The organism is Paenibacillus sp. 1001270B_150601_E10 (assembly GCF_015558675.1).
Taxonomy (GTDB): domain Bacteria; phylum Bacillota; class Bacilli; order Paenibacillales; family Paenibacillaceae; genus Paenibacillus_B.
Map to the genome: position 1 here is coordinate 270,869 of NZ_JADMOL010000002.1, position 26,072 is coordinate 296,940.

Sequence of the window (26,072 nt, forward strand, 5' to 3'; positions counted from 1 at the left end):
CAAGCACGAGACAGCTGCACTTTCAGGTTTTTAGATAAACTCTGTTAAATGACCATTGCAGACATTTATATGAAGCCGTTTCATATGATCAATATCAATCAACTCTCGTGTTTATCACTGTTGAGAGTAAGCAGCTTCGCTGGTATATGCATAAAACAAAAGGTCTGCACTAAGGGTTAGCTTAGGTGAGACCTTTTTTCTTTTCATACAATTGATTCTAGCTTCAATCAGAGGAGGGCATCATTCGTTGTGTCAAAAAAGGAGTATCTAGGTATTATCGTTCATTTTGCAAATGTCAGAATAGAGATCACCTTATACTCCTATAACGCGGAGAGGTAAGCTGCGGTGAATAGGGTGGACATTTCGTTACCAGATCGTAAGCATCTCGTTACCCGATCGGCAGCATCTCAATAAAAGTGGTTGCCGCCGAGGTAAGCGGAATATGCTTCATCGTAATGATGCCGACCTTGCGTGGCGGAAGTGGAGGGGCAACTTCAATTTCATAGAAGGTGCCCTTGTTCAGCTCTTCTTGAATGAAATTTTTGACGACACAGGCGACGCCAAGCCCTCTGCGCACGAATTCCACCAGCAGATCCTCGCTGCCAAGCTCGATCTCGGGCTTCATTTCAACCCCTTGCTGCAAGCAGAAATGATCGATATACGATCTTGTGTTGCTCCCTTTTTCAAACAAAATGAGCGGAAGCTGAATCAATTGCTCCCAAGTCAGCGGTTGACTGGCGATATCCTTATATTTGGCGCTGGTAATAAAGCAGTCAATAAGTTCCCAGCTCTCTAAGATCGTAACCTGCTTGTCCGAGATAGGCAGGTTCACAATGCCAAAGTCGATCTTGCCTGCTTTAAGCAGCTGTATTGTTTCTGGCGTCGTTCGATTGGTGACTTGAATATGAATGTTCGGATAGCTTTCGTGAAATTGCTCAAGATAAGGAAGGAGATAGTGCTTGCACAGCGTGTCGCCTGCACCAATACGTATCTCGCCCTCCATCAGCTGATGAAGCTCGGCAAGCTTCCGTTCGCCAGTTCCAATGAGATTCATGGCTTGCTCAATATAGGTATAAAGCATCTGCCCGGCGTGGGTCAGATGAACGCCCTTGGAGGTTCGAAAGAACAGCTGCCCGCCAAGCGCCTGCTCTAGCTGCTTGATATGATGAGTGACTGCTGGCTGGGTAATAAACAGCTGCTCTGCGGCAAGCGTAAAGCTGCCGGCTTTGGCTGTGACATAGAAGACGCGATACCACTCCATGTTTTCGATCATGGCATAAATCCCCTTTATAGAAGGTATTATAAACATTAATTTAATTTATATGAGTAATCCCATTATACTGATCATAGGGAAACAATCTCAAGTATAGAAGAGGTGTGTCAATGACGATTACAGCAATTGTTGGTGCGAACTGGGGAGACGAAGGAAAAGGGAAAGTAACGGATGTACTCGCTGCAAATTCGAAGTATGTCGTTCGTTATCAAGGCGGGAGCAATGCAGGCCATACGATTATTAATGACCATGGCAAATTCGCGCTCCACTTGCTGCCTTCCGGCGTATTCTACCCAGGCGTAACTAATATTATTGGACCTGGCGTAGCTTTTAATATCGGTGACTTTGTAAAAGAATACAAGGAACTGGTATCTAAGGGAGTGCCTGAGCCTATCGTGCGTATCTCAGATCGTGCTCAAGTGCTTATGCCATACCATAAGCTGTTCGACGAACTCGAAGAGGAGCGTCTTGCGGACCGCCAATTCGGTTCCACGAAGTCAGGAATCGCCCCTTTTTATTCCGATAAATATGTGAAGCTTGGCATTCAAGTTGCAGATTTGTTCAACAAGGAACGCTTGCAAGCTCGTATAGAAGCAGCGCTTGAATCCAAAAATATCATGATGGAGTATCTCTACAAGAAGCCAGAGCTTAAAGTAGAGGACATTATGAATGCCGTGCTTGAGCATGCGGACTTCTTGAAGCCGTTCGTATGTGATACGGTAACCCTTCTACATGAAGGCTTGAAAAACGGTGAGAAGATTCTCGTTGAAGGGCAGCTAGGCGCGCTTCGCGACCCGGATCATGGCATCTATCCATACTCCACGTCCTCATCCACGCTTGCCGGCTTTGCAACGGTTGGCGCAGGAGTGCCTCCGCATGCGATTACGCAGGTTATTGCCGTAACGAAGGCCTATTCCAGCTGCGTAGGTGCTGGCCCCTTTGTGGGCGAATTGGAAGGCGACGTTGCCCAAGAGCTTCGCGTTCGCGGCGGCGATGCTGGAGAGTTTGGCGCAACAACAGGCCGTCCACGCCGTATGGCATGGTTCGATGCGGTAGCGACGAAGTATGGCTGCATGCTGCAAGGCGCAACGGAAGTCGTGCTTACGAACCTGGACGTTCTTGGCTACTTGGATGAGATTCCAGTATGCGTAGCTTATGAGGTTGATGGCAATCAATCGATGCAATTCCCAGTAACCGCTGAGCTCGACAAGGCGAAGCCGGTTTATGAGACGCTTGCTGGCTGGAAGAGCGATATTTCCGGCATTCGTACATTCGAAGAGCTTCCTAAGGCAGCGCAAGACTATGTGCTTCGCATTGAGGAATTGATCGGAGTGCCAATCCACAATATCTCTGTCGGTCCAAGACGCGAGCAAATGATTATACGCTAATATAAAAGAAGACCTTCGTTGTCCTCATTAAGCAGGAATGGCGAAGGTCTTTTTGCATGGTTTCTTCATTGCAGAGGTGTCAAATGAAAGGCTTCATCCTTATGCAGCTTTCGATAGTCTCTTGGTGTACAATTGGCCCATCTCGTAAATTGGCGGCTGAAGCTCTGCACATTCTCATAGCCGATGCGATGGGCAATCTCCTCAATCGAATCCTCGGTGGTTAGCAGCAGCCGCTTTGCCTCCTGCTGCTTCAAGATCATAAAGTAATCCCGCAAGGACATGCCATACACGGACTTGAACAGACGATGGCAGTGGCGTCTGCTCATATTAAGCTGCTGAGCGATTAGCTCGGACCAATCGGCATGCAGAAGCTGTTCGTCTTGCTGACTCATAATCACCAAGGCTTCTATATGCTTTGCGATCTGATAGGCAAGATGGTCTTGTTCCGCATGAAGCTTGCCATCCATATTTGACTTCAGGTACTGCTGAATGGTGTCTAGAATCTGGTACAGCTTGAGCATGATCGTAATCTTAGAGAAGCTCTGGCTATAAAGCGCGTCGATGAGTTGATGGATGATGGGCATTAAACGCTTGTTTAGTGGGTGGCGGCTTGTGTAATGCTCTTCATTTTCAGCTGCTAGCAGCTGTAGGAAGTCGTCGTCAGGAACTTGTATATGAGTTACGAAAAAACGCGTGCGGTCTGCTTCCAATGACTCATAGCTATGAATTTGCTTCGGAGCAATGATGAGCAAATCGCCTTGGCGCTGCTTGTACCGAGCGCTGCCAACACTTGCATGCTGGTGGCCCTCCAGAACAACATTTAGTTCAATCAGATTATGATGAATATGGCGATCGAAGGACCAGCCTCGTTCAACGATTCGGGTATGCGTACTGAATAAGTGAGATTCACCGTTGATCGTATCAAACCAACGCTCAGGCGGAAAATGTTCCACGGGGAAACCCTCCTATTAAATGTCCGATTTAGTTAAATTATAGCACAAGAACTGACCGATCTTGTTATGGATGTTGGGTAAGGGTAGCACTATACTTATCCATGTTCAACATAGAGCACACATCAAGGACAACAAAAGGGGGACTCAATCGAATGGCTAAAACGATGGAGTCATTGGATTTCTCAAAATGGTTTGAAGGAGAGCAGGCAGCAAGAATCAAGCCGCTTCGTCTGCTGTCACGGCTGTACAGGGAGCATATGAAGGAGATCGGCTTATCCGCATTCTTCTATGCCATCAAAGCTTCGCCAGTCTGGATTCTGCCACTAGTAACGGCAAATATCATTAATATTGTGACGTATCCGGATCAGTATGGAATGCGGGATTTTTGGATCAATCTCGTTGTTATCTTGCTTGTTATCATGCAAAATATATTGACGCATACGCTTCATGTCAGCTATATAAGCAAAGCGGTGCGTCACGTGGAAGCGGGACTTCGCAGCACGCTTGTGCGCAAGCTGCAGAAGCTAAGCTTGGGCTTCCATGGCGATATTAGCGCTGGGAAGCTGCAATCGAAGGTGCTCCGCGACGTAGAAGCGATTGATTTCTTGTCTCGCCAGATTCTGATGAATATCATTCCGGCGATCATCAACTTAATTATCATTATCGGACTAACACTATACCACAGCTGGATTGTGGCGCTGTTCTTTATTTTCCTGGCACCGATGTCGATTCTCCTCGTGCGCTTCTTCCGGACGAAGATGGCAACGAGGAACCGAGATGTCCGCAAAAATATCGAAAACATGTCTGGACGTGTATCGGAGACGATGGAGATGATTCCCGTCACACGTGCACATGGCCTTGAAGATGAAGAGATTCGAAAAGTCGATCATGCGCTGCAGCACATTCGCGAGCGCGGGCATCGTCTTGATGTGCTGGAGGCTTATTTTGGATCATCAAGCTGGGTAGCCTTTCAGATTTTTCAGGTCGCATGCTTGTTCTTTACCGCATACTTGTCGTATCTCGGCTATATGAAGGTCGGCGACATCGTGATGTACCAGGGCTTTTTTGGGATGATTGTAGGCTCGGTGTCATCCATCATTAATGTGTATCCGAATCTGGTGAAGGGCTTCGAATCCCTGCATTCCATAACGGAGGTGCTTCATTCAGAGAAGACGGAGGAGTATCAAGGGAAGCTGAAGCCAGAGCAGCTTAAGGGCGAATACCGCTTTGAGCATGTTGGCTTCCGGTACCCTGACTCCGACCGGCATGTGCTGGAGGATTTCAATTTGTCGGTAAAGGCCGGAGAGAAGATTGCATTTGTAGGGGAATCCGGCTCCGGGAAGTCGACGATCCTGAATTTGATCATCGGATTCTATAAGCCTCAGACGGGACGTGTATTCATTGACGGTCTCCCCATGGAGGATTGGAGCATGAAGCGATATCGCCAATCCCTTGCGATTGTGCTCCAAAATAATATTCTGTTCTCAGGCACGATTCGGGAGAACATTACCTACGGCCTGCCTCATATTACAGAGGAGCGCCTGCAGCAGGCCATATGGATGGCGAACTTGCAGGATGTCATCGATGCACTGCCGGAAGGCCTTGAGTCTACGGTGGGTGAGCATGGCGGACGATTGTCTGGAGGGCAGCGTCAGCGCATTGCCATCGCAAGAGCACTAGTACGGGACCCGAAGGTTATTATCCTGGATGAAGCAACTTCAGCATTGGACAACGCTTCCGAGAAGCATGTGCAGCAGGCGATGGAGCAGCTGATGGAGGGAAGAACGACCTTTATTGTAGCGCACCGTCTATCTACGGTTCGCAATGCGGATCGAATTGTCGTGATGAAGCGCGGACGTGTTATTGAGATGGGATCCTATGAAGAGCTTCTTGCGCAGAAGGGCGAGTTCTATAAGCTCAAGAATATGTAATAAGATGGATTAGAACAGACTCAAGCATAACGAAGGAAAGGGCGATCGTTATCTTCATGCATCATGAAGATTCACGGTCGCCCTTTTCTCGATCGGATTAACGGCATAAGTCGCACCAAGCTCCAACGCCTTTTGGCGGCGCTCCTCCGCAACCTCAAACACGAAGATTTGGCTTGCCCCCTATGCTTTCACGGCTTGCAAGAGAAGAAGGATTAATATCTCAATATTGACATATTAATTCGTATCATAATTTTAAAAAATCATATTATCCTACGGTGAAGAACCTGAAAGAACTCGAATTCCTTTCGTTCTCATAAAAAATAATGGCATGGACGTGTCGTATGCTCCATAAGATGGATATGAACTTTGATCTTCATGTTTGTAAACGCTTACCACAATAAGGAGGGTGTTTATGAAAAAGAGAATATCGATTCTCTGTGTCATGATGGCCATGCTCGTTATGGTTCCATTGCTGCAGGCTTGCAGTGATTCTGGCGGTTCAGGGGGCAAGGTAGAGCTAACGATGTCGGCTTGGGGCAATCCCGCAGAGCTGAAGGTCTACCAACGGGCGATCGATGCGTATGAGGAGAAAAATAAAAATGTGAGCGTTAAACTTATCCCGATTCCAAGTGACGGCTATGAGCAGAAGCTTATGACCGAACTATCAGGCGGAGCAGGGGCAGACGTCTTCTATGTTGGCGATACGACGATGGCGAAGCTTGTGAAGAGTGAATCGATTCTGCCGCTGTCCGACTTTCTAAAGACCGATGCCAGCTATACGAAGGCTGAGGAATATGCAGAAGGCTTATGGGGGGCAGCGAAGCAGGGGGATGAGTTGTACGGCATCACCGTTGATTGCAATCCCTATGTGATGTACTACAACATCAAGCTGTTTAAGGAAGTAGGACTAAAGACGCCGCAAGAGTATTTTGACGAGGGAAAATGGAACTGGGATACGTTTAAGGAAGTGACGGCGAAGTTCAAGTCCATCAACAAGTATGGATTCGTTCAGGAAAAAGGCTCGCTGCCTATGCTGAACTGGGTATGGTCCAATGGCGGCAATATGTATGACAAGGATGGCAATTATGTCTACGATAAGGATCCTAAGGCACAGGAAGCAATCGCATATATCGCGGATCTGGTGAAAAGCGGCGGGGTAATCTACGGCGGGTCACTGCCAAAAGGCCAGGGCATGGACGCGATGTTTATGTCACAGCAGGTCGCTATGGTAACAGCAGGACGCTGGCTTACTCCGATGTTCAGTGAGAACAAGAGCCTTGAATTCGACTACATTCCTTGGCCTTCCAATACGTCGGAAAAGACGAATCCTTCCGGCATCGCAGTTGCCTATGTGGCGGTAAATAAAAACTCCAAGCAGCAGGAGGAAGCGAAGAAATTCTTGTCCTTCTATGTATCGAAGGAAGGACAAAAGGCACGCCTTGCGGACACGGGCAATGCCGTCCCGTCAGTTGCAGGCATCGATGAGGTGGTATTGGATAAGGGAATTCCAGCCCATGCGGATTATCTCTTAAAAGGCCGTGATACCGGTATCGCCCCAGGATCGCCGCAAACTTATTATGCACAAGTGCCAGGCCTCTCGAATGAAGTAGAAGATCTCTACGATCTCATGCTGCTCGGAAAAGCAAGCGCGGAGGAGACGATTGCCAATATTTCGAGCGTCGTGCAGAAGAAGACAGCGGAAGCGAAGTAAGGCGCTGTGATAGAGGAAGGTGAATGGAATGCATGATCGCAAACGAAAGTGGTGGGGGATTCTCTTCATTATGCCCCAACTGATTGGGCTCCTTGTCTTTTCGCTCATCCCGCTTGTGCTTACCTTCGTGATCAGCATGTCGGAGTGGGATGGCTTTGGAGCGATGGCGTTCGTTGGGTTCGCGAACTTTGCGGAACAATTCAGTGACCCTGACTTTAAGAAGGCTCTGGTCAATACGCTTTATTACTCAGTTTTGACAATTCCTCCGGGCATCGTCCTTGGTCTTCTGCTTGCCCTTGCTATCCATAACATTCGGGGGAAAATGATTTATCGGCTGATCTACTTTATGCCTGTTGTAACGAGCTCTGTGTCCATCGGGGTAATCTGGATCTGGCTCTTAAATGGCGACTTTGGAATTATCAATCAGCTGCTTGGGATGATTGGCATAACAGGCCCCAAATGGCTGACAGACACGCATTGGGTCATTCCATCCATTGCGATGCTGAGCATCTGGTGGGGGCTGGGCTTTAACATGGTAATCTTCTTGGCTGGCTTGCAGGGAATCTCACAGACCTATTATGAAGCTGCTGAGATTGATGGGGCCAGCAGGACGCGGAAGTTCTGGCACATTACCCTGCCGCTGCTGTCTCCAACCACTTTTTTTGCCACGATCATGGCAACCATCGGCTCATTTCAGGTATTTGACCAGGCCTTTGTCATGACGAGCGGAGGACCAGCGAAGGCAAGCTATACGCTTGTGTATCACATCTTCAACCGCGGCTTTGTGGAATCGAACATGGGGGCAAGCGCTGCTGCGGCTACCATTTTATTTCTCATGATCCTCGCGCTGACGCTGCTTCAATTCAAATTCTCGCGGAGGTGGGTGCACTATGAGGGCTGATGCATCAGAAGGCTTTAAGCCTAAGCGTGCTCATGCCGCATTCGCAGGAGGCTCGAGCGGTTCCGCAAAAAAACGTTCCAGATGGAGCCTATCCGGGCTGCTGGTTCATCTCGTGTTGATCTTAGGCTCAGTCGTCATGGTGTTTCCCTTTTTATGGACGGTAAGCAGCTCGTTGAAGGATATCGGTCAGATCTTTATGATCCCGCCTGCTTGGATTCCAGACCCATTTGTCTGGAGCAACTATATCGATACGCTGAAGGCCATGCCCTTTGACATTGCTTACTTCAACAGCTTCTATATTTCCATTGTGGTGGTGGCGGTGTCGCTCTTGACTTGCTCGCTCGCAGCATATGCCTTTGCGAAGATTCGTTTTCCGGGTGCAGGCGTTCTATTTATTCTGTTTCTGTCCATGATGATGATTCCAAAACAGGTCACGATCGTTTCCTTATATGTGGTGATTCAGAAGCTTGGATGGGTGGATTCGCATTTATCCATCATCATGCCTGCGGCCTTCTTTAACGCCTTCGGAGTATTCCTGCTGCGGCAGTTTGTGATGGGGATTCCACGGGACCTGGAGGAAGCCGCGATCATGGACGGCGCCAATCCCTTGCGGATCTATTGGAACGTGATATTGCCGCTTGTTCGTTCAGCATTGGTTGCCTTTGGGATATTTGCATTCAAGGATATTTGGAATCAATTCTTGGATCCGCTTATTTTCCTGAGTACGCCGGAGCGATTTACGGTTCCGCTGATGCTCAATATGTTCAAGGGGTTGTATGTAGCGGATTGGGCCTTAATGATGGCGGGAACGGCGATTTCCGTCATTCCGGTGCTCGTGGTGTATGTCATTGCGCAGCGGCATATCATTGAAGGAATTGCGTTGACTGGGATCAAAGGATGAGTGATGATTCAACAGCATTAAATCGATATATCAAGCCTAAATCCTAGAAGGCTCACAGTTCCGAAGGCTTAAATGGCAGTAGTTTCACACAAGTATTTGAAGCTTGAAGGTGTTTCTTCCATGTCGGAAGAGGCACCTTTTTTACTAAAGAGAGGATACATACCATAGAGACGGAATCATCATTTATGGAAGTCAGAATAACCTTTGAGCATGCTGTTTGTTTGGAAGTGAAGAGATCGATAGATTTAAATACAAAATAATCCATATGGAGAGGTAATGAAGTCTATGTCCATAGGGTTACCCACAAGATTATAATATTGATAATGATTATCATTATTGATAAAAAGGGGTATACCACTAATGATCGACCCTATGTTCGCGGCAGAACGAGCATCCATAACGAATCTACTCAATTGTTATTTGCGAGAAACCGGAGACGGAGAGTGGATCGGCTATCATCCAATGTTTAAGCAAATGCCGATTCTTCGCTTGCTGCTTCCTTCTTTGAATCTAGCGATACTAGCACCTGTACGATACCGCTCCGAGACAGGCCGCCATCGGTTCGACCTGCCGATTTACATGCTGAATCCTGTCCACGAGATTAGGCCGATAAGCTTGGCTACTGTTGCTTCATTATTATTGGAGCAATTATCCGTCGATCAGAGCTCGCCTTATCCAAGAGAGCTGCTTAGGCGCATTCTAAACAGCAACAACCGAATGGCAACCTATCTTCAAGCTCGTATGGGGGATTTGGATTCCCTGTATGAACCGGACCTCAGCTTTTTGGATTATGAACAATCCCTCCTATATGGACATCCCTTTCATCCGACGCCGAAGAGTTGTGAAGGCGTTCAAGCTTATTTCCATCCCTGCTATTCGCCAGAGACCCGAGGACGCTTCCAGCTTCGTTACTTTGCAGCCCATCGTTCGATTGTACAGGAGCGCTCGGAATGGGGACAGCCGGCTTCCGCGCTGATTCGAACAGAGCTTTATCGCGAGCTCGCAAGCCCTGACCTTGATCATCGCTCATCCCTTCAATCCCATATGAAGGCCTATTTAGACCACCCTAGCTATGTCCTTATTCCGGTTCACCCCGTTCAGGCGGAATCGATTCTCAAAGAGCAGCACGTCATCAACTGGCAGGCAGAAGGGAAGCTGATTGACCTTGGCAGGTTGGGGCAGGAGTACTCGGCAACTTCCTCCATTCGCACGGTATGCCGTGAAGCCTCAGCTGTTATGTATAAATGCTCGCTTCAGGTCAAAATTACGAATTCGGTCCGGATTAACAAGCGTGCAGAGTTAGACGGTGCGCTAGAAGCCTGCCGCGTCTTGGATCAAATCAAAGCTCCGCTCCATCAAGTCTATCCTCATTTTCATTTTATAAGAGACGGTGCTTATATGACCTTAAGCGAATCAGCGGAGGGAGAGTCGGGGTTCGAGCTTTTGATTCGCGAGCATCCTTTTCAAGGTGCGGACGGCAAGCGCGTGATCGTTGCGGCTGCATTTACGCAGGACGGCATCCAAGATGAGGAGCCGTTAATGGTACGAATGATTCGAAAGAGTAGAGGTGCGAATAAAAGAGAGAAAAGAACCAGCGCTGGGGTAAGCCGAGCTTGGTTCCGTGCTTACATGAAGCTCACGCTGCATCCGATGGTGTGGCTCTATAACGAATATGGCATTGCCTTGGAAGCGCATCTGCAGAACAGCCTTATTGTGCTTGATGAGGACGGGTTTCCACAGGACTTCTACTACCGAGACAGCCAAGGGTATTACTATGCGCGTTCCATGGTTGAGCGCCTCGAGAAACTTGTTCCCGGTACAAGCAAGAGTTCCAATGTATTTGATGATGCAATCGTTGATGAACGGTTCGGCTACTATCTCATTGTCAATCATATGCTTGGCATGATTCAGTCTTTTGGGGCAGCGGGACTTGTAGATGAGAAGGTGCTGCTGTTCGATCTCTATGAAGCGCTCGAATCTTTGCAGCCGCTTGATCGAATCCACTCAAGCCTTATCCAGACATGGTTACATCAGCCTACAATGCGCGTAAAGGCGAATCTGTTGACCCAATGCTTGGACATCGATGAGCTTGAGAGCGAGCTCGAACAAGCGGTGTACGCGCACATGCCAAACCCGCTGTATCCTATTGGAGCTAAAGCGTGCTTGATCCGAAAGGCCAAGCACATTACGTCACACTGGCGAGAGCAGGTTGCGGCGATTGGTTGAGATGATCGGTGAATGACGATGGATTCGTTCGAATCAGACAAGGAGACAACGTTCGTGATGATAGATCGGAATAGATCACCAGAAGCAACAGCACGCAGAAGAGTATTGCGACAGCTGATTGAGGCCCTTATGTTTGAAGGCGCACTGATTCCCAGCATTGTGTATAGAGAAACAGCCTCTGATGGGCGCACCTATAGTAAACCGAGCACTGAACCAATCAAAGAAGAAATCAAAGAAACAATTGAAGAAACAATTATAAAAACAAGCGGTGGAATATCCTCTTCTTTCCCGTCGAAAAAGCTGCTGCTAGAGCTGAACGGAATCAATGACAGAGGAGAACCTGTAGCCTACAGATGCAGGGCCAGAACAAGGTTCACATTTGGCTGGATTCAATTGTTAGCGGAACCGGTCCTGCGGATAGAACATGGAGCCTCGAAGGAAGCAGAAGATCTATCTCTATTCATCAAAGAAGTGCTGGGCCATTCGCAAGTTTCTCATTCTATTCTGCCATCATTCTACGAGGAGATCGAAGCGACTTTCCGCAACGAACGTCATCGACTGACAGAGGGCCGTCCGTGGAGAGCGCTGCTGGAGATGCAGCTTGCTGAGATTGAAGCCCAGGCTGCAGATGGACATCCGTATCATCCCTGCTTTCGCTCTCGCATCGGCTTTGAGCTGGAGGATCAGCGGGCTTACGCTCCCGAATACGGCCCAACCTTCACCATAATGTGGGTGGCGGCTCCTCAAGATGAAGTTCACATCCGGGTACGGGACGGTCAGACGTGGGAAGAATTTATCCAAGAAGAGCTTTCAGAGGAGGAGCTTGCGCAATTTCATGAGCAGTTGGTCTGCGAGGGGGTAGATCCAGCAAAGTATCGGTATTTGCCTGTACATCCTTGGCAATGGCAGCGCTATCTCTCACAGACATGGAAGGAAGCTATACACCTTGGAACATGGATCCCCCTTGGACGAGGTCAAGACCGTTATCGTCCGCAGCAGTCGATTCGTACGCTCACCAATAGGAGCGGAAGCTGGAAGGCCGACCTTAAGCTGTCGCTTCATATTGTAAATACCTCTTCCCTGCGTGATCTTACGCTCCACTCTGTCGCATCTGCACCGGATGTATCGAGCTGGCTTCAGCAAATCGTAGCTTCGGATAAATATTTTTCCACCCAGACAAAGGTTGTCCTGCTTCAGGAATACGCGGGAATCTCCTATTTGCCCGCCGAAGGAGCTGCCAGCGCAATCTGGCGAGAACCTGTGCAAAAATATTTGGCGGAAGGTGAGGATGCCTTCCCCTTTCACGCGATGCTGGCTGTACGCCCGCAGGGTGAACCTGAAATTGCACCTTGGCTGAAAACGTTCGGCGTGGAGCGGTGGTTCCGCGAGCTTATTCGCAAGAGTGTTGTGCCTGTTGTGCACCTGCTCGTTGCTCACGGCATCGTGCTGGAGTCGCATGCTCAGAACATGATTCTTATTCATCAGGAAGGCTGGCCCGTAGGGGTGGCCTTGCGTGATTTTCACGAAGGGGTTGAATACTATCCCCCATTTCTGAAGTCCCCGGAGCTGGTGCCGAACTTTGCGGAGCTCTATCCAACTTATAAAGATGGCAAGCCAGGGGATTATTTCGAAATGGAGAGTGTGGAGAGCTTGCAGGAGATGATGATCGATGCGCTGTGGTTCATGAACATCGGCTATCTGATTATGCATATTGCCGAATATGTCTCCGAATCCTCCCATACTTCGGCAGCAGTGGAGGAGCAGCGATTGTGGCAGCAGGTCGTCCAAGAGCTGTCGGACTATCGAGAGCAGCATCCAGAGCTGGAGGATCGTTTTGTTCGCTTGAACCTGCAAGCTTCTTATTCCTGCATTGAACCTCTCGCACAGAAAAGAATGTATGGTCAGGTGGTCACCGCCCCGCGACAAGCGCCGAATCCTTTGTTTTGGGCAAGCCGCAAGGAAAGAGAATGGGAGCATTTAAAGGAGGATGAAGCGTGTTTACCGTTAATCATCAATTGATTTCTAAAGCAGAATACAATGCGCTGATCGAAGCATACCACTTGCTCGAGCCCTTCCAAACGAGCAAGCATATCTGCTATGCCATTTGTGCCACAGATGCGGCGATGGTCATTACGATGGTTCAGCTCATTCGGGAGCATGGACACTCCGTTCTACTGCTGTACGGTGAGACTCCACTTGATACAGCTAGGGAGCTGTCTGCAGAAGCGGGCTGCAGGTGGCTGTTCTACGGCTCCGTGCGCGAAATTCATCCGATTCAATCCACAGAGAAGCTTCGCGGTGCTCTCCCAAGCTTGTATCAATTCAGCTCTGGGACAACAGGCGGCCCTAAGCTGATCGGCCGAACCTGGACTGAAATTGAGAAAGAGATTGCCGCCTATAATGAGGTCCTTTATCAACATGGCTTAGGGGATTGCGAGCCGGTCATTTTGACCTCGATTACCCATTCCTTTGGCTTGATCACAGGCGTGTTGTCTGCGCTGCAGCGCGGCGTGGAGCCTTTTATATGTCAGAGCAGCAATTCGAAGTACATGCTTCAATGCATGCTGAGCCGACCGAAGCATCTTGTCTATGCCGTTCCCACCCTGCTTCAACTGCTGCTGCCTTGGCTCACGCATGGCATTGCGGCAGGACACCGCCTCCATGCTGTGATTTCCTCTGGGGCTCCGCTCCCATTGAATGTGTACCAACTATTGGATGAACAGACAGAGCGGCTGATTCAACAATATGGCTGCACGGAGACCGGCTGCGTAAGTCTTGCTGTTGGCATGAAAGGCTTTGATGATCTTGGGTTTGCGCTCTCTCATATCAAAGTAGAAGCTTCGTCCTACCCAAGCGAATTGATGCTGACAACCTGCAGTGGGAGGGAGATTCGTTCTGGCGACCTTGGCACCGAAGCACCGGACGGCAGATTGAGATTTATCGGTCGATTGGACGATCTGATTAATGTGTCGGGTCTAAAGGTGCACCCGCTTGAAGTGGAGCATGTCATTGCTCGAATGGAAGGCGTGCAGGAGGTCGTTGTTTACCGTGGGCAGCATCTTGTCACAGGCGACAGCGTAAAGGCGATGGTTGTAGGCGACCACACCGTAACGGAGGACAGCATCCGGGCTTGGTGCCAGAAGAGTCTGCCGACTTATAAGGTGCCTTCCGAGGTGGAACTTGTGCAAGAGATTCCCCGCTTGCCATCTGGAAAGATCAGCCGCAGGCTGTTGATACAAGGAGGATTAGGATGAGAAGAGAAGAGCTGAAGGATAAGCTGCTCATGCTTCTATTGGATAAATTCAATTTAAGCGTAGAGCATGCAGAGGAAGGCTTGCGATTGAACGAGGATTTGCGAATTGATTCCGTTATGATTATACAGCTCATTGTGTATATCGAATTGGAAATTGGCCTAGAGGTGCCAGATCATACGATTGACCCGCGAGCCTTTGCCACGCTTGGCTCCGTGCTTGACTTTATGATGGAATTGACACCATTGCCTGCCGGGATCGAGAACAGGGGGTAATGGGTGATGATAAAAGGCGAGGAAATCAGCATTAAGGTTCACTGCATCATCAGCTGCTTGTGTGAAGCGATTCGGGAGCAAACATCCATTGACTATCGTCCCTTCTATTTTGGCTTGTGGGACGCGCCATTCGATGTAACAGAAGAAGGGGAGTTTACGTATTACCAGCACGATCTCAACCATGATCACTATTTCAAACATTACGAAGCCCTGTTCGGCGCCAAGGTTCACGAATGGTACGACCATTCTGTAGGAAGCGATACGAATTTCGCTTACCTTCAGCAGCTGGTAAAGGAAGCCCATTCGGAACGATACGTCGTTGCTCAAATCGATATGTCCTTGATGCCTGAACGGGAAAATAAGTTTAATCAAAAGCCGTTCCCGCACTTTCTGATTCTAAGGAAGACCTCGAATCCAGATGAATGGGATATGATCGATGCTGACTTTAGATGGAGAGGGACGATGCCTGTTGAGAGAATTCGGGAAGCCTTCATCGGCAATGCGTTTGGCGGAGGCTTCTACGTGGAGGCTTATGAGCTTCTTGAAGCAGCGCCTGAAGCGGTGGACAAGTACTTTGATGCTGTATTCCAACATGAAAACACGCTGACCATTCAGCTCAAAGCGGTGGTCAAAGATATGGGATATGGGCACCACGGAAGATCGATCGAGCAGCTAGCTAGATCGGTGCGCCAGCTTCCAGTACTCGCCATCCGCAAATACAGCTATGAGCATGCGCTCATGTACTTTTTGGACGAGACGGATGAAGATCAAGGCTCCTTTGAATCTTACTGCGACATGATTGAGGAACTCGTTAAAGGCTACCATCAGGTACAATACTTGGCGATCAAGATGGGAATGACGAAGAACGGCAAGCAGCTTGCACTGGTCCTTGAGAAGCTTGAAGAGATGGATGAGACCGAGACGAGGATCAAGCAGGAGGTCTATCGGCTCTATCAGATTTGGCATCGACAGAAGTTAAAACATTCGCAGCATACCATTTGCTCTTGAGAGGAGCCTGCCCGATGAAATTTGCCATATGTACTATTTCCTTTCGCCATCAGCTGATCTCCTTCACAGAGTTGATGCGATTTGCTAAGGAGCATGCCTATCAAGGCATAGAGCTGTGGGGTGTTCATGCCGATCAGCTTTATGAGCAGTATTTGTCCGGCAGCTCAAAAGATCCATCGCTGCACAGAAGCCTCGCGCAGGAGGGGCTTGAGATCTCCATGCTGAGCGATTATCTGGACATCTCATCGCATGAAGCCTTTCCAGCAGCTCTTCGCAGATGTGATCATTTGATTCAAATTGCACAGTGGCTTGAGGTGGATCGCATTCGAACCTTTGCCGGGAGAAAGGGAAGTCTGGCTCTGACACCGATGGAGCGAGCAAGCTGTGTGCGCAGGCTCCAGCAGCTGTGTGAGCGATGCCGGCGAAGCGGGATCAAGGTTGTGCTTGAGATTCATCCCGGAACGCTAACCGATTCTCTCGAGTCAACGACGGCGCTGCTTGCAGAGACCGGCTATGACAATGTAAGGCTGAACTTTGATGTCCTTCATGCATGGGAATATGGACGGGACGTGCGGGATACGCTTCAGCGACTGAAGCCGTGGGTGGATTATTTCCATTTGAAAAATGTAGCTTTACCGCACCAAGTCCATATTTTCGAGCCATCCAATATTTATTCAGCTTCAGGAACCCGTGAGGGCATGGTGCTGCTTCGAGAGGGTGTCGTCGATTATTCAACGATTCTCGATTACGCCAAGCAGCTGGACTGCTATGCATCCGTTGAATGGTTCGGTCCTTCACCGCTCAGCGTCTTGCGTGAAGAAAGCTGCTGGCTCCAGTCATTTGCTGGCAAGGGAGTTCCTCAAGCCCAAGTGGTTCAAGTATAAGGACAAAGCCGCTCTTGATTTGGTATACCCCCATAGGTATAATAAGTGTAAACATACCCCTAAGGGGAACATCAAAAAAGGATGATGGAGATGACAGGACTTCTTGTTATGCTAGCCGTTGTCTTGATCAGTGGAGTGGCATTGTACCGCAATCACAAGGTAAATCAAGAGATTCAGCTTGCTGACCCCGATCAAGTATGCCGCCAGCTTGCTGAGGAGCACATTCAGATTCTGGATGTGCGGGATCCCTCTGACTATTTGGAGGATCATCTGCCGAACGCCGTGAACATATATATAGGAAGATTGCCCTATGTGAGCAAGAAGGAGCTTCGCCCTGAGGATGACATCCTTATTGTGTCTTCTTCCAAGAAGCATGTGAAGCGCGCGACCAAGATCTTGCATCAATCCGGCTTTCGGACAGCCGGCAGTCTAGTATGGAACGATACCAAGGATTTGCCTTGCAAGGGGAAGAAAGCAGCATAATGTAGATAGGCAAAAGGCGAGTGCTGAGGCACTCGTTTTTTTGTGTTGTGGTTGTTAATGGAAGGGATATACGATCATTGTTATAATAAAGTGGCAATGGATATTCTAGATTGGTTTAATACTATTTGAAAAAAGTATATGAGCGCTACATTAAAGAAATAGGTATTATGGTGCGAATGTATAGTGCACATGATTTACTAGGGAGTTTCGCACCAAGTTTTATCCATAATATTGCTATATTTCCAAAACAAAAGATGAATTTCTATAATTTATGACTAAGGAAATCACTGCATTGATTGTTTTAATCAAAAACTTGTGTACATTACTTGTTTTTGACTGATATTCGCTGTCGCACCTCACGTAGGTGCGTGGATTGAAATCACACTTTACGGATGTTCAAGCCTGCCTGCTCCCAGTCGCACCTCACGTAGGTGCGTGGATTGAAATTACCATAGGTTATCTCGAACGCCCTCACCGATCGTCGCACCTCACGTAGGTGCGTGGATTGAAATTTGATGTTAGCCTTGGTCATTTCACTATCTGTACCCGTCGCACCTCACGTAGGTGCGTGGATTGAAATCTGTAACGAAAGAATTAATTCAACGTTTGCAGAAAGTCGCACCTCACGTAGGTGCGTGGATTGAAATGATTTTCCTTTGCCTATCGAGGTTTTTGGTCTTCAAGTCGCACCTCACGTAGGTGCGTGGATTGAAATCATTATTTCAGCATAAGCGTACTTTAGAGTATACGGTCGCACCTCACGTAGGTGCGTGGATTGAAATATCGCACCAATCAGAGGCGTTTTCCCATTTTTCCGAGTCGCACCTCACGTAGGTGCGTGGATTGAAATTATTTTCTCCTCATCGCTTTTCGCGAGCTTGTCGTCGCACCTCACGTAGGTGCGTGGATTGAAATATACGAATCATGTCATCCAACTCATTGATAATGTCTTGTCGCACCTCACGTAGGTGCGTGGATTGAAATCCTTCTGATCAGGCAAACAATCCGATTCAGTTAGTGTCGCACCTCACGTAGGTGCGTGGATTGAAATCTTACACCAAAGCTATTGTCCTGCCCTGAACCCAGTCGCACCTCACGTAGGTGCGTGGATTGAAATTGCATGAGCGCCTCCTAAAAGTGCGAAGACTCGGACAGTCGCACCTCACGTAGGTGCGTGGATTGAAATTTTGATATAACGATAGGCCGAAACGCAGATCCAGTCGCACCTCACGTAGGTGCGTGGATTGAAATCTGTAAGTGGAGTTATCAAGGAATCTAGTTATCGTGTCGCACCTCACGTAGGTGCGTGGATTGAAATGCCTATCTCGTATAAAACCTTTGCGGCTCCAGCTGTCGCACCTCACGTAGGTGCGTGGATTGAAATCGTATTGAGTACGCATAATTTTCGTTATACGCCCGTCGCACCTCACGTAGGTGCGTGGATTGAAATAATAAACGATCTGCACAAAACCAATGACAGGATGATAGTCGCACCTCACGTAGGTGCGTGGATTGAAATGTTGGCATATAGACTGATACAGGACGATCTAAAATGTCGCACCTCACGTAGGTGCGTGGATTGAAATATACTCAACCTTATGGATCAACACCATGTCATTAGGGTCGCACCTCACGTAGGTGCGTGGATTGAAATATACTCAACCTTATGGATCAACACCATGTCATCAGGGTCGCACCTCACGTAGGTGCGTGGATTGAAATTTTAACTGCATCTCCGACTTTATCAAGGTTGAAAGCGTCGCACCTCACGTAGGTGCGTGGATTGAAGTCACTGTCTAAGTTGGAAGGAATGTTGAATGCTCCGTCGCACCTCACGTAGGTGCGTGGATTGAAAGCATAGGATGGGCCCAAAGGGAGTTTTTTTCATGTCGACCTCATATGTAGGTTCATCATTTGATAAAAAATATGATCTGTAGTGTTCAATTTTTAAATTCGAAGAAGATATTACGTTGTGGTGAATTTTCAAGATATTAAAAGGAAAATGAGATGGGTAAAAAGAACTATCAATATCAGTAGTCTTTAATGTTTAATAGCGTAGACGCCCTTAACTTACAGTTATTGTAAGTAGGGAAAAAAGCATAAAGAAAATGAGGTGTCATTATTGACCAAAGATAAGAGCGAGATGGAGCAGCTATATGATCTTGTGAACCGGGTGACGGAACGTCACAAGCAATGGCAAGAAGACTTCGATATAATTGTGGTCACTCCTATGTTTGGTGGGAGCAGTACTCCTGGAGATGTGGACGAGCAGTTCCCAATTCGCAGTTCCTCGGTTCGCGGCCATTTGCGTTTTTGGTGGCGTGCGACAAGAGGGGCTCGATGCGAGAATGAAGTGGATTTAAAAAAACGAGAAGCTGCTATTTTTGGTGATACAGATCAACCAAGCCGTGTGAAAATTTGGGTTGAGCATCCAGAAGATTCGCAAAAGTTTAAACCCCAATCCATCTTAAAAAAAGAGGGTAAGAAAACAAGGTTTACAAAAGACTTATCCGACAATGTCTATGACTACGACTATGCCTATGTCTTATTTCCTTTTAGAGATGGTAAGACTTCAAAGCATAATACTCGAAGTCAGTTTTCTAACAACAATTCGCTATTGAATGATAGAAATGCAGCACCATACTATTATCCGAATTACCAATTTAAGCTATGGATTAAGTATCATATTGAGAGTCCGATGGAGGGTATCGGAAGCGATGAAGTACGAACCCATGAGCTTCAACGTTACAAAGAGGAGATTTATGCTGCATTATGGGCGTGGATTAACTTCGGCGGAATCGGAGCAAGAACCCGCAGAGGTTGCGGGAGCCTATATTGTCCAGAATTCTCACCTAAGCTAGGACAGTGGTTCAAGAATGATAAAGATATAGCTAATTGGTTCAATAATGGACTGGAAAAGTATAAGATTCAGTTACTGTCTAGGAATGAAATCCGTCCTTGGACAACGTTGACTAGCCAAATATTGCTTCAGCCGCGCAAGCAACCTATTACTTGTGCATGGTTGCAGACAATCAAAGCTTATCGTGAGTTTCGATCCCGAAGACCAGACCGACAAAAAACAACAAGGCGCCCAGGAAGAAGTTACTGGCCAGAAGCCGATTCGATCCGCAAGCTGACGGGCATGGCCGTGCAAAAGCACAAGAAACCACTCACCATTTCCGATGCCCCTGAAGATTATGCATTTCCAAGAGCAGTGTTTGGCTTGCCTATTATTACGCACTTCCGAAGTGATAGCAAAGACCAAAGAATAGAAAAACATGAGAGAGAACCGTATACAACCGAATTGAAACCTAAAAAGAAAGACAGGCTGGCCTCTCCCCTTATTACGAAATCGATTGCTGTAAGTCGGGAACAAGGTTATGGAGCAGTCATTATCCTTAAGCAGCCTGAACTTGGTGAGCTTGAATTGTCCATTGCAGATAAAGATGCTAAAAATCATGATAACGAGGCTATTACTCGTGATGTTGAAAAAAAACTAAAGGACAATGTTATCAATGATCGGCATATCTATACCCCTGTTGTTACCTATAACCATTTAGAGAATAATCCTATGGTAAAAGAAGTGGAAGTATATAAATCTACTGGAGAAACCTATAAATCGGCTATAGACGCATTTTTGGCTAGTAAGGAGATCAAGAGATGGAAGACGTCAAATTACAACAACAGAAAATAATCATGCTTTGTTCCATAGGGCCTGTCCAGGAGTTCATTGCACAAGCACGAAGAACTCGCGATCTCTGGTTTGGTTCCTACTTGCTGTCTGAATTAAGTAAAGAGGCTGCTCTCCAGCTTGCACGTTATGGAGAGCTTGTATTTCCACGGTTAATTAATGAATATATGAACATAGATGGATTTAGCGGTTCTGCTCAGGGAGAATTGCGAGTTGCGAACAAGCTGCTTGCTATTGTAGTAACAGCAGACCCCCAAAAAGTGGCGTGGCAAGTGCGTCAATCGGTAACAAACAAGTGGCTGGACTATGCGCATAAAGCAAAAAAGCTTTTAGGTTCAAGTATTAATCAAGGCATGTGGGATCGTCAGGTCAAAGACTTGATCGAGTTTCAGGCTGTATGGGTTCCGCTGTCAAATGATAATCAATATCGTGAGACAGTAGCACGAGCCGAGCAAATTCTAGCCGCACGTAAGACCTTACGAGATTTCAAACAGCATGAGTTGGGAAACAATTTGTTTGGAGAAAAGAAGTCCAGCTTGGACAGCGGACGGGAGTCTGTGCTGTATCCTGAGAAAGCTGATATTTATATGCGCTACGGTATAGGAGAAAAGGAGGCGCTAGACGCGATATCCGTTGTAAAGAGACTCTCCTTCCATCTTACGAAGCGTAAAGACCATTTCCCATCTGTTTGTGAAGCTGCATTCAAGCCTTTTCGAAAAAGCTTAATGCTGAATGATGAAGCACATCAGTACGTAAAGGAATATTATTTAACCTTGCGCAGCAGGTTCAAGAATAGATTAGCATTTGAAGACAATGACATTGATCGTTATGATTTCCGGTTATTCTACAAGAGCAGTATTGAAGACTATATAGATAATTATGTTGCAGAAAAAGGTCTAACGCCAATGCTGGCTGATGAAAAACAAGAGGTTTTATCTTTTTTTAAAGATCAACTGGATAAGTTGTACCAGAAGTTAATGATTGCAGGAGTTCAGTTTACTCCTTACTATGCTTTCCTGCTTGCAGATGGAGACCGAATGGGTGAACTCCTCGGTCGTATGAAGAACGTTAACGAGCACCGGAGGCTTAGTGAAACATTGTCTCAATTCGCCTTAAGCGCGGAGAAGATCGTTCATAATCATGATGGCGAACTCATCTATAGCGGCGGGGACGATATCATGGCTTATGCTCCGCTGGACCAATGCCTCGAATTAAGTAATCAATTGCGACAGGCATTTCAGCTTGCAATGGAACAAATAGTACCTGAAAGCAACATAAAACCCACCTTGTCTATTGGTATTGCCATCGTTCATATGCGCGAACCACTGGAGGATGTTCGTAGGTTTGCCAAGCAAGCTGAGCGTATGGCAAAAATCAACAAAGATGAATTGTCGATCATTTACCAGAAGCGTAGTGGTGGTGATCAGATGAGAGTCAGCATGCCTTTCTCTATTGATCCAACGGAGAAGGTGTTAAGGCTGCAAGCATTTTATCGACAATATTGGATCTCCGCTCAATTTGGGTTTGGTCTTCGAGCAATATATGAGCAGTATTCGCGGATGTTCGGAGAGTCGCAATGGGATATGCCTGAACCGCAGCAGAAGCTGCTTATCTGGAAGGAAATTGTACGAATAGCACTGAAGAAAGCGCCATTCAACGAGTCCAAACAGTATATAGAGCAGCAGGTTCTACCATGTCTGAAAACAATTTACGATTCTAGCGAAGATGGTTTGAAGCAGTTGAGGATGCTGGCGGATCTAATGATTCTGGCAGTAACGCTAGAAAAGGCAGGTAATGATCAATGAATGTATTGAAAATACGACCTATTGATCCCTTGATGATCAGAGACGGCAGGCCATTTGAGGCAGCGCCCGGTGTAAGAGCGCACACGATGACTGATGTTGTACCTAGTACCTTGGCAGGATCGATTCGAACCTTGCTGGGTAAGGTCAGCACTGATTCCAGCCTATCGGAAGAAGATGTTAAGCAATTAGAGCATAAGAATCTTCATCGAATAGTCGTTCGTGGACCTCTTTATGAATACAAGGGGATTGTTTATTATCCAATTCCTCAAGATGTCGGCTTCTATACAGATAAAGACAGCGGAGAGCTGTGCGTCAATATTCGTAGACCTGCCTTGTTGAATGAGGGCGAAGGGTATTTCGGCACTGGGCGAAATGGGCTGTATGATCAGATGTGGCCTGCACTAAGTGCCCACAAGCATAAGCCTGCAATGAGTAGTCCTTCCTATATGTCAGCGGAATGGATGACTAGATGGTTGTGTGACCTGTTGACAGAGAAAGATTGGCGCAGGGAACTGAGTCGATGGGACAGAAGGGCTAAGACCGTAGATATGAGCAAGCAGTTAGCACAAGATGATAGCAGCGAAAAGGGGAAAGCAGGTTTAAGCTTTGAGGATACAGATCATTTTTTGTCATCGTTTCCTGTACAGGAAACCGTGCATACAGCTATTCAGCCTGATTCTCGTACAGCTAAGGACAAGATGCTATTCTCTACAGAGTCACTTATCCTGCCGGATGGAATGAACTTGTTAGCAGAAATAGATGTAAAGCTTGCTCATCTAAAATGGCCTGTCGATTTGTCAGAGATTCATTCATTAGGAGGCAAAAGAGGTCTAGCACATTTTTATGAGACGGAGCAAGCCACATATTGGTCTTGCCCGACTGAAATTCTGGATGCATTGCACGATGCAGGGGATCCTTCCTATATTCGAATGGTTCTTGCTACACCAGCGTATTTTTCCAAGGGATGGCTTCCAGGAGGGTTTAATGAACAGCTTGTATATGAAAATGCCTGGGGATCAGGTGTAGACCTGCAATTGTGCTGGGCTTGTGTGCCGCGTTGGCAACCCGTATCGGGCTGGCATCATCACTTGGAGGAAAAATCGGTGCGTCGAATGGTGCCAGCTGGAAGTGTCTATTTCTTCAAGGTGTTGAAGGGAGATGCTCAAGACTTGGTAACTAAGAACTGGCTCAAGTCCGTATCCGATCTCAATCGCAGAAAAGAAGCTTTTGACAAGGATGATGGATTTGGCTTGGCGCTGTGGGGACTGTGGAGTCCCATGATTTTAATATAAATAAGGAAGGGATTATGGCATGAAGAACAATAAATTATATTTTATCCATTGCTTGTCACCCGTACATGTGGGAACAGGACAAGGGGTTGGACTCGTAGATATGCCGATTATAAGAGAGCGGATAACGGAATGGCCATTTATTCCGGGCAGCAGTATGAAGGGCGTGTATCGGGAACATTTTCATTCCAGGCAGTCTCAGCGCTGGATAGAAGCTGCATTCGGCACTTCTAATGATGAAGAGGGGAATGCAGGGGCGATTGTGTTATCAGACAGCAAATTGCTTGCATTTCCTGTATCGAGCAGATATGGGACATTTGCCTATGTGACCTGTCCATTGGCCATCAAGCGAATGATTCGGGAAACGGAAGCGGCAGGCATCACAATTCCCCCTATCGATATCCAGCAGTTCGAACAAATCTTGGATATCAAGACCGATGAAGGAGACGAGAAAGCTCTCGTAACACGTTCAAATAAGACTTGCTCAAAACGTTATATCTATTTGGATGAATTCAAATGCATAGGGGAACAAGATGATTCAGCCGATCTAGATAACTGGGTAAGCTGGTTGTCTCAACAATTATTCTCGGATGAACTGTCGAGGAGTATGTTTACCGAGCGCTTTGTTTTAGTATCGGACGATGCATTTCAATATTTTGTTACGATGTGCTGTGAGACGATGACGCGTATTCGTATTTCTTCTGAGACGAAAGCAGCGGAGGCAAAGGCTTTATGGACGGAAGAGTATCTCCCGGAGGAGTCTGTATTATATGGAACTGTATGGTGCGATAAGGTTTATGGTTCTTCAGCATCGATTACGCCGCAACATTTGCTGGACGCGTTAAGTGGAGATATAAGTTTGCAAATCGGTGGCAATGCAAGTGTAGGCAAGGGGCGTGTGTGCTGCCGTTATGCTGAGGGGGATGGCAGATGAGATCCACAGACCATCATTATGCGAAAGTAGCCTATAACGGTGTCCTGAACCAATCACAGTCAGGGGGGGCTCAGGCTTATGGGCGGCTGTGTCACAAGTTCCCATCGATGGTAATGCTAAACGGCTTACGGCTTACGATTGCTTATTTTCGGAGCAACAATAAAGAGCAAGGTGAAGCTTATAAGGCTTACTTAAAAGATTTGGGGCAAGCACTGGAAATACAGGACTGGGAACAGGAACTCCCTGAACAGAGCGCGGAATACAGACAATTATCTCGAAAGGCTCTGCGAGCCTCTATCTGGTTTAAACGATATGCGGAAGCTATTCTCAAAGTAGAGGAGGCAGACGAATAGGATGGGGGCAGAACATTCAGCAGGCGGAATGAACGCTTTCCTGGAATTGACGAAGTTAAATGATGACTATAGAAAGCGGGGAGTTTTAAAAGCATTTCTTGAAGGGGCTGGAGATGGTAAACGAAGCTTCTATATTCAGTTGATCGAAAAATATCGCAAAGAATGGACACTAGTTCCCGAATGGTACAGCCAGAGAATGAAGCGATATGAAACTTCTTTGACACATTCAAGCTACACACGATTTATCGTTCAGAATCAGTCGGCACTCGTTATGGGGCAAGGACAGTCGTCCATATTAGAGACACATGTTACTTTGCATCGCATTTACGGAGTCCCCTACCTTCCCGGAACGGCAATTAAAGGGGTGACAGCTCATTATTGCCATCGGTATGTAGGGGAAGAACACGTTGAATTTCGTATAGGAGGCAAGTATTATAATCTTCTGTTTGGCTGTGAAGATCAAGCTTCTCGAATCCATTACCATGATGCTTTTCCTACCGAAGATACGATTGGACAAGCTCTTGTTCTGGATGTCATGACTCCTCACCATCATGAATATAACCTGAATGGTGAATCCATGAAGCCACCACGTGATGACGATTCACCTGTTCCGATCCCTTTTCTTTCGGTAAGAGCGGACTTTCAGGTGCTGCTTTCATGTGAATCGGTTAATGAAGACAGTGTCGCATTGCTGGGACTTGCTCAGAAGCTTGTTGTAGCTGCCATGGAACATGAGGGGATTGGTGGTAAGATCAATGCAGGATATGGCCGCTTTAAAAAAGCTGCTGAACTCTGATGTATTTATTTTTCCCATG

Annotated in this window: 20 protein-coding genes and 1 CRISPR repeat array; of the genes, 18 read left to right on the forward strand and 2 right to left on the reverse strand. The window is 47.2% G+C overall.

All coding sequences use genetic code 11. The features are described 5' to 3' along the window. Positions 1-388 precede the first annotated feature (388 nt). Complete coding sequence (locus I2H74_RS06225) at positions 389-1,273, reverse strand: LysR family transcriptional regulator (protein WP_195572520.1); 885 nt, start codon at positions 1,271-1,273, stop codon at positions 389-391. A gap of 110 nt (positions 1,274-1,383) precedes the next feature. Between I2H74_RS06225 and I2H74_RS06230 the strand changes: the two genes are divergently transcribed. Further along, on the forward strand, positions 1,384-2,661 hold the full coding sequence (locus I2H74_RS06230) for an adenylosuccinate synthase (protein ID WP_195572522.1): 1,278 nt from the start codon (positions 1,384-1,386) through the stop codon (positions 2,659-2,661). Between the two features lie 65 nt (positions 2,662-2,726). Here the strand turns inward: I2H74_RS06230 and I2H74_RS25095 are convergent, their stop codons facing one another. Beyond that, the gene (locus tag I2H74_RS25095) at positions 2,727-3,614 is read right to left on the reverse strand and encodes an AraC family transcriptional regulator (RefSeq protein WP_195572524.1); all 888 of its coding nucleotides are present in this window, start codon (positions 3,612-3,614) and stop codon (positions 2,727-2,729) included. A 152-nt stretch (positions 3,615-3,766) separates the two neighbouring features. On the opposite strand from I2H74_RS25095, the gene I2H74_RS06240 reads away from it, so the two are divergent. The 17 genes from I2H74_RS06240 to cmr6 all read left to right on the forward strand — a co-directional run bounded on the left by I2H74_RS06240 (position 3,767) and on the right by cmr6 (position 26,053). Continuing rightward, positions 3,767-5,545 (forward strand): ABC transporter ATP-binding protein, encoded by a 1,779-nt coding sequence (locus I2H74_RS06240; protein WP_195572526.1) that lies wholly within the window; start codon positions 3,767-3,769, stop codon positions 5,543-5,545. A gap of 412 nt (positions 5,546-5,957) precedes the next feature. After that, a complete protein-coding gene (locus I2H74_RS06250) occupies positions 5,958-7,256 on the forward strand; it encodes an ABC transporter substrate-binding protein (protein WP_195572528.1) in 1,299 nt (432 codons plus the stop codon). A gap of 28 nt (positions 7,257-7,284) precedes the next feature. Continuing rightward, positions 7,285-8,157, forward strand: coding sequence for a carbohydrate ABC transporter permease (locus I2H74_RS06255; protein ID WP_195573394.1), 873 nt, complete (start codon positions 7,285-7,287; stop codon positions 8,155-8,157). After that, a complete protein-coding gene (locus I2H74_RS06260) occupies positions 8,147-9,058 on the forward strand; it encodes a carbohydrate ABC transporter permease (protein WP_195572531.1) in 912 nt (303 codons plus the stop codon). The genes I2H74_RS06255 and I2H74_RS06260 overlap by 11 nt, the downstream gene beginning before the upstream one ends. A 360-nt stretch (positions 9,059-9,418) precedes the next feature. Further along, complete coding sequence (locus I2H74_RS06265; protein ID WP_195572533.1) at positions 9,419-11,284, forward strand: IucA/IucC family protein; 1,866 nt, start codon at positions 9,419-9,421, stop codon at positions 11,282-11,284. A 57-nt stretch (positions 11,285-11,341) separates the two neighbouring features. Continuing rightward, a complete protein-coding gene (locus tag I2H74_RS06270) occupies positions 11,342-13,303 on the forward strand; it encodes an IucA/IucC family protein (RefSeq protein ID WP_229106478.1) in 1,962 nt (653 codons plus the stop codon). Beyond that, complete coding sequence (locus I2H74_RS06275) at positions 13,279-14,538, forward strand: AMP-binding protein (protein ID WP_195572537.1); 1,260 nt, start codon at positions 13,279-13,281, stop codon at positions 14,536-14,538. The genes I2H74_RS06270 and I2H74_RS06275 overlap by 25 nt, the downstream gene beginning before the upstream one ends. Then, positions 14,535-14,810, forward strand: a complete 276-nt coding sequence (asbD, locus tag I2H74_RS06280) for a petrobactin biosynthesis protein AsbD (RefSeq protein ID WP_195572540.1) — start codon at positions 14,535-14,537, stop codon at positions 14,808-14,810. Before I2H74_RS06275 ends, asbD begins: the two co-directional genes overlap by 4 nt. A gap of 6 nt (positions 14,811-14,816) precedes the next feature. Beyond that, the gene (locus I2H74_RS06285) at positions 14,817-15,818 is read left to right on the forward strand and encodes a DUF6005 family protein (RefSeq protein WP_229106480.1); all 1,002 of its coding nucleotides are present in this window, start codon (positions 14,817-14,819) and stop codon (positions 15,816-15,818) included. 14 nt (positions 15,819-15,832) lie between these two features. Beyond that, on the forward strand, positions 15,833-16,702 hold the full coding sequence (locus I2H74_RS06290; protein ID WP_195572544.1) for a sugar phosphate isomerase/epimerase family protein: 870 nt from the start codon (positions 15,833-15,835) through the stop codon (positions 16,700-16,702). Positions 16,703-16,792: 90 nt separating this feature from the next. Then, positions 16,793-17,185: a rhodanese-like domain-containing protein gene (locus I2H74_RS06295; protein WP_195572546.1), complete on the forward strand. Its 393-nt coding sequence runs from the start codon at positions 16,793-16,795 to the stop codon at positions 17,183-17,185. Between the two features lie 348 nt (positions 17,186-17,533). Continuing rightward, positions 17,534-19,041: direct repeats of the CRISPR family, unit length 32 nt; unit sequence GTCGCACCTCACGTAGGTGCGTGGATTGAAAT. Between the two features lie 266 nt (positions 19,042-19,307). Continuing rightward, a complete protein-coding gene (cmr1, locus tag I2H74_RS06300; RefSeq protein ID WP_195572548.1) occupies positions 19,308-20,879 on the forward strand; it encodes a type III-B CRISPR module RAMP protein Cmr1 in 1,572 nt (523 codons plus the stop codon). Beyond that, entirely contained in the window at positions 20,846-22,681 is a 1,836-nt protein-coding gene (cas10, locus tag I2H74_RS06305) for a type III-B CRISPR-associated protein Cas10/Cmr2 (RefSeq protein WP_195572551.1), read from the forward strand. The genes cmr1 and cas10 overlap by 34 nt, the downstream gene beginning before the upstream one ends. Continuing rightward, positions 22,678-23,973, forward strand: coding sequence for a type III-B CRISPR module-associated protein Cmr3 (gene cmr3 / locus I2H74_RS06310; protein WP_229106429.1), 1,296 nt, complete (start codon positions 22,678-22,680; stop codon positions 23,971-23,973). Before cas10 ends, cmr3 begins: the two co-directional genes overlap by 4 nt. Positions 23,974-23,992: 19 nt before the next feature. Continuing rightward, positions 23,993-24,904, forward strand: a complete 912-nt coding sequence (gene cmr4, locus I2H74_RS06315) for a type III-B CRISPR module RAMP protein Cmr4 (protein ID WP_195572554.1) — start codon at positions 23,993-23,995, stop codon at positions 24,902-24,904. Then, positions 24,901-25,257: a type III-B CRISPR module-associated protein Cmr5 gene (cmr5, locus tag I2H74_RS06320; protein ID WP_195572555.1), complete on the forward strand. Its 357-nt coding sequence runs from the start codon at positions 24,901-24,903 to the stop codon at positions 25,255-25,257. Before cmr4 ends, cmr5 begins: the two co-directional genes overlap by 4 nt. 1 nt (position 25,258) lies before the next feature. After that, positions 25,259-26,053: a type III-B CRISPR module RAMP protein Cmr6 gene (gene cmr6 / locus I2H74_RS06325; RefSeq protein WP_195572556.1), complete on the forward strand. Its 795-nt coding sequence runs from the start codon at positions 25,259-25,261 to the stop codon at positions 26,051-26,053. Positions 26,054-26,072 lie beyond the last annotated feature (19 nt).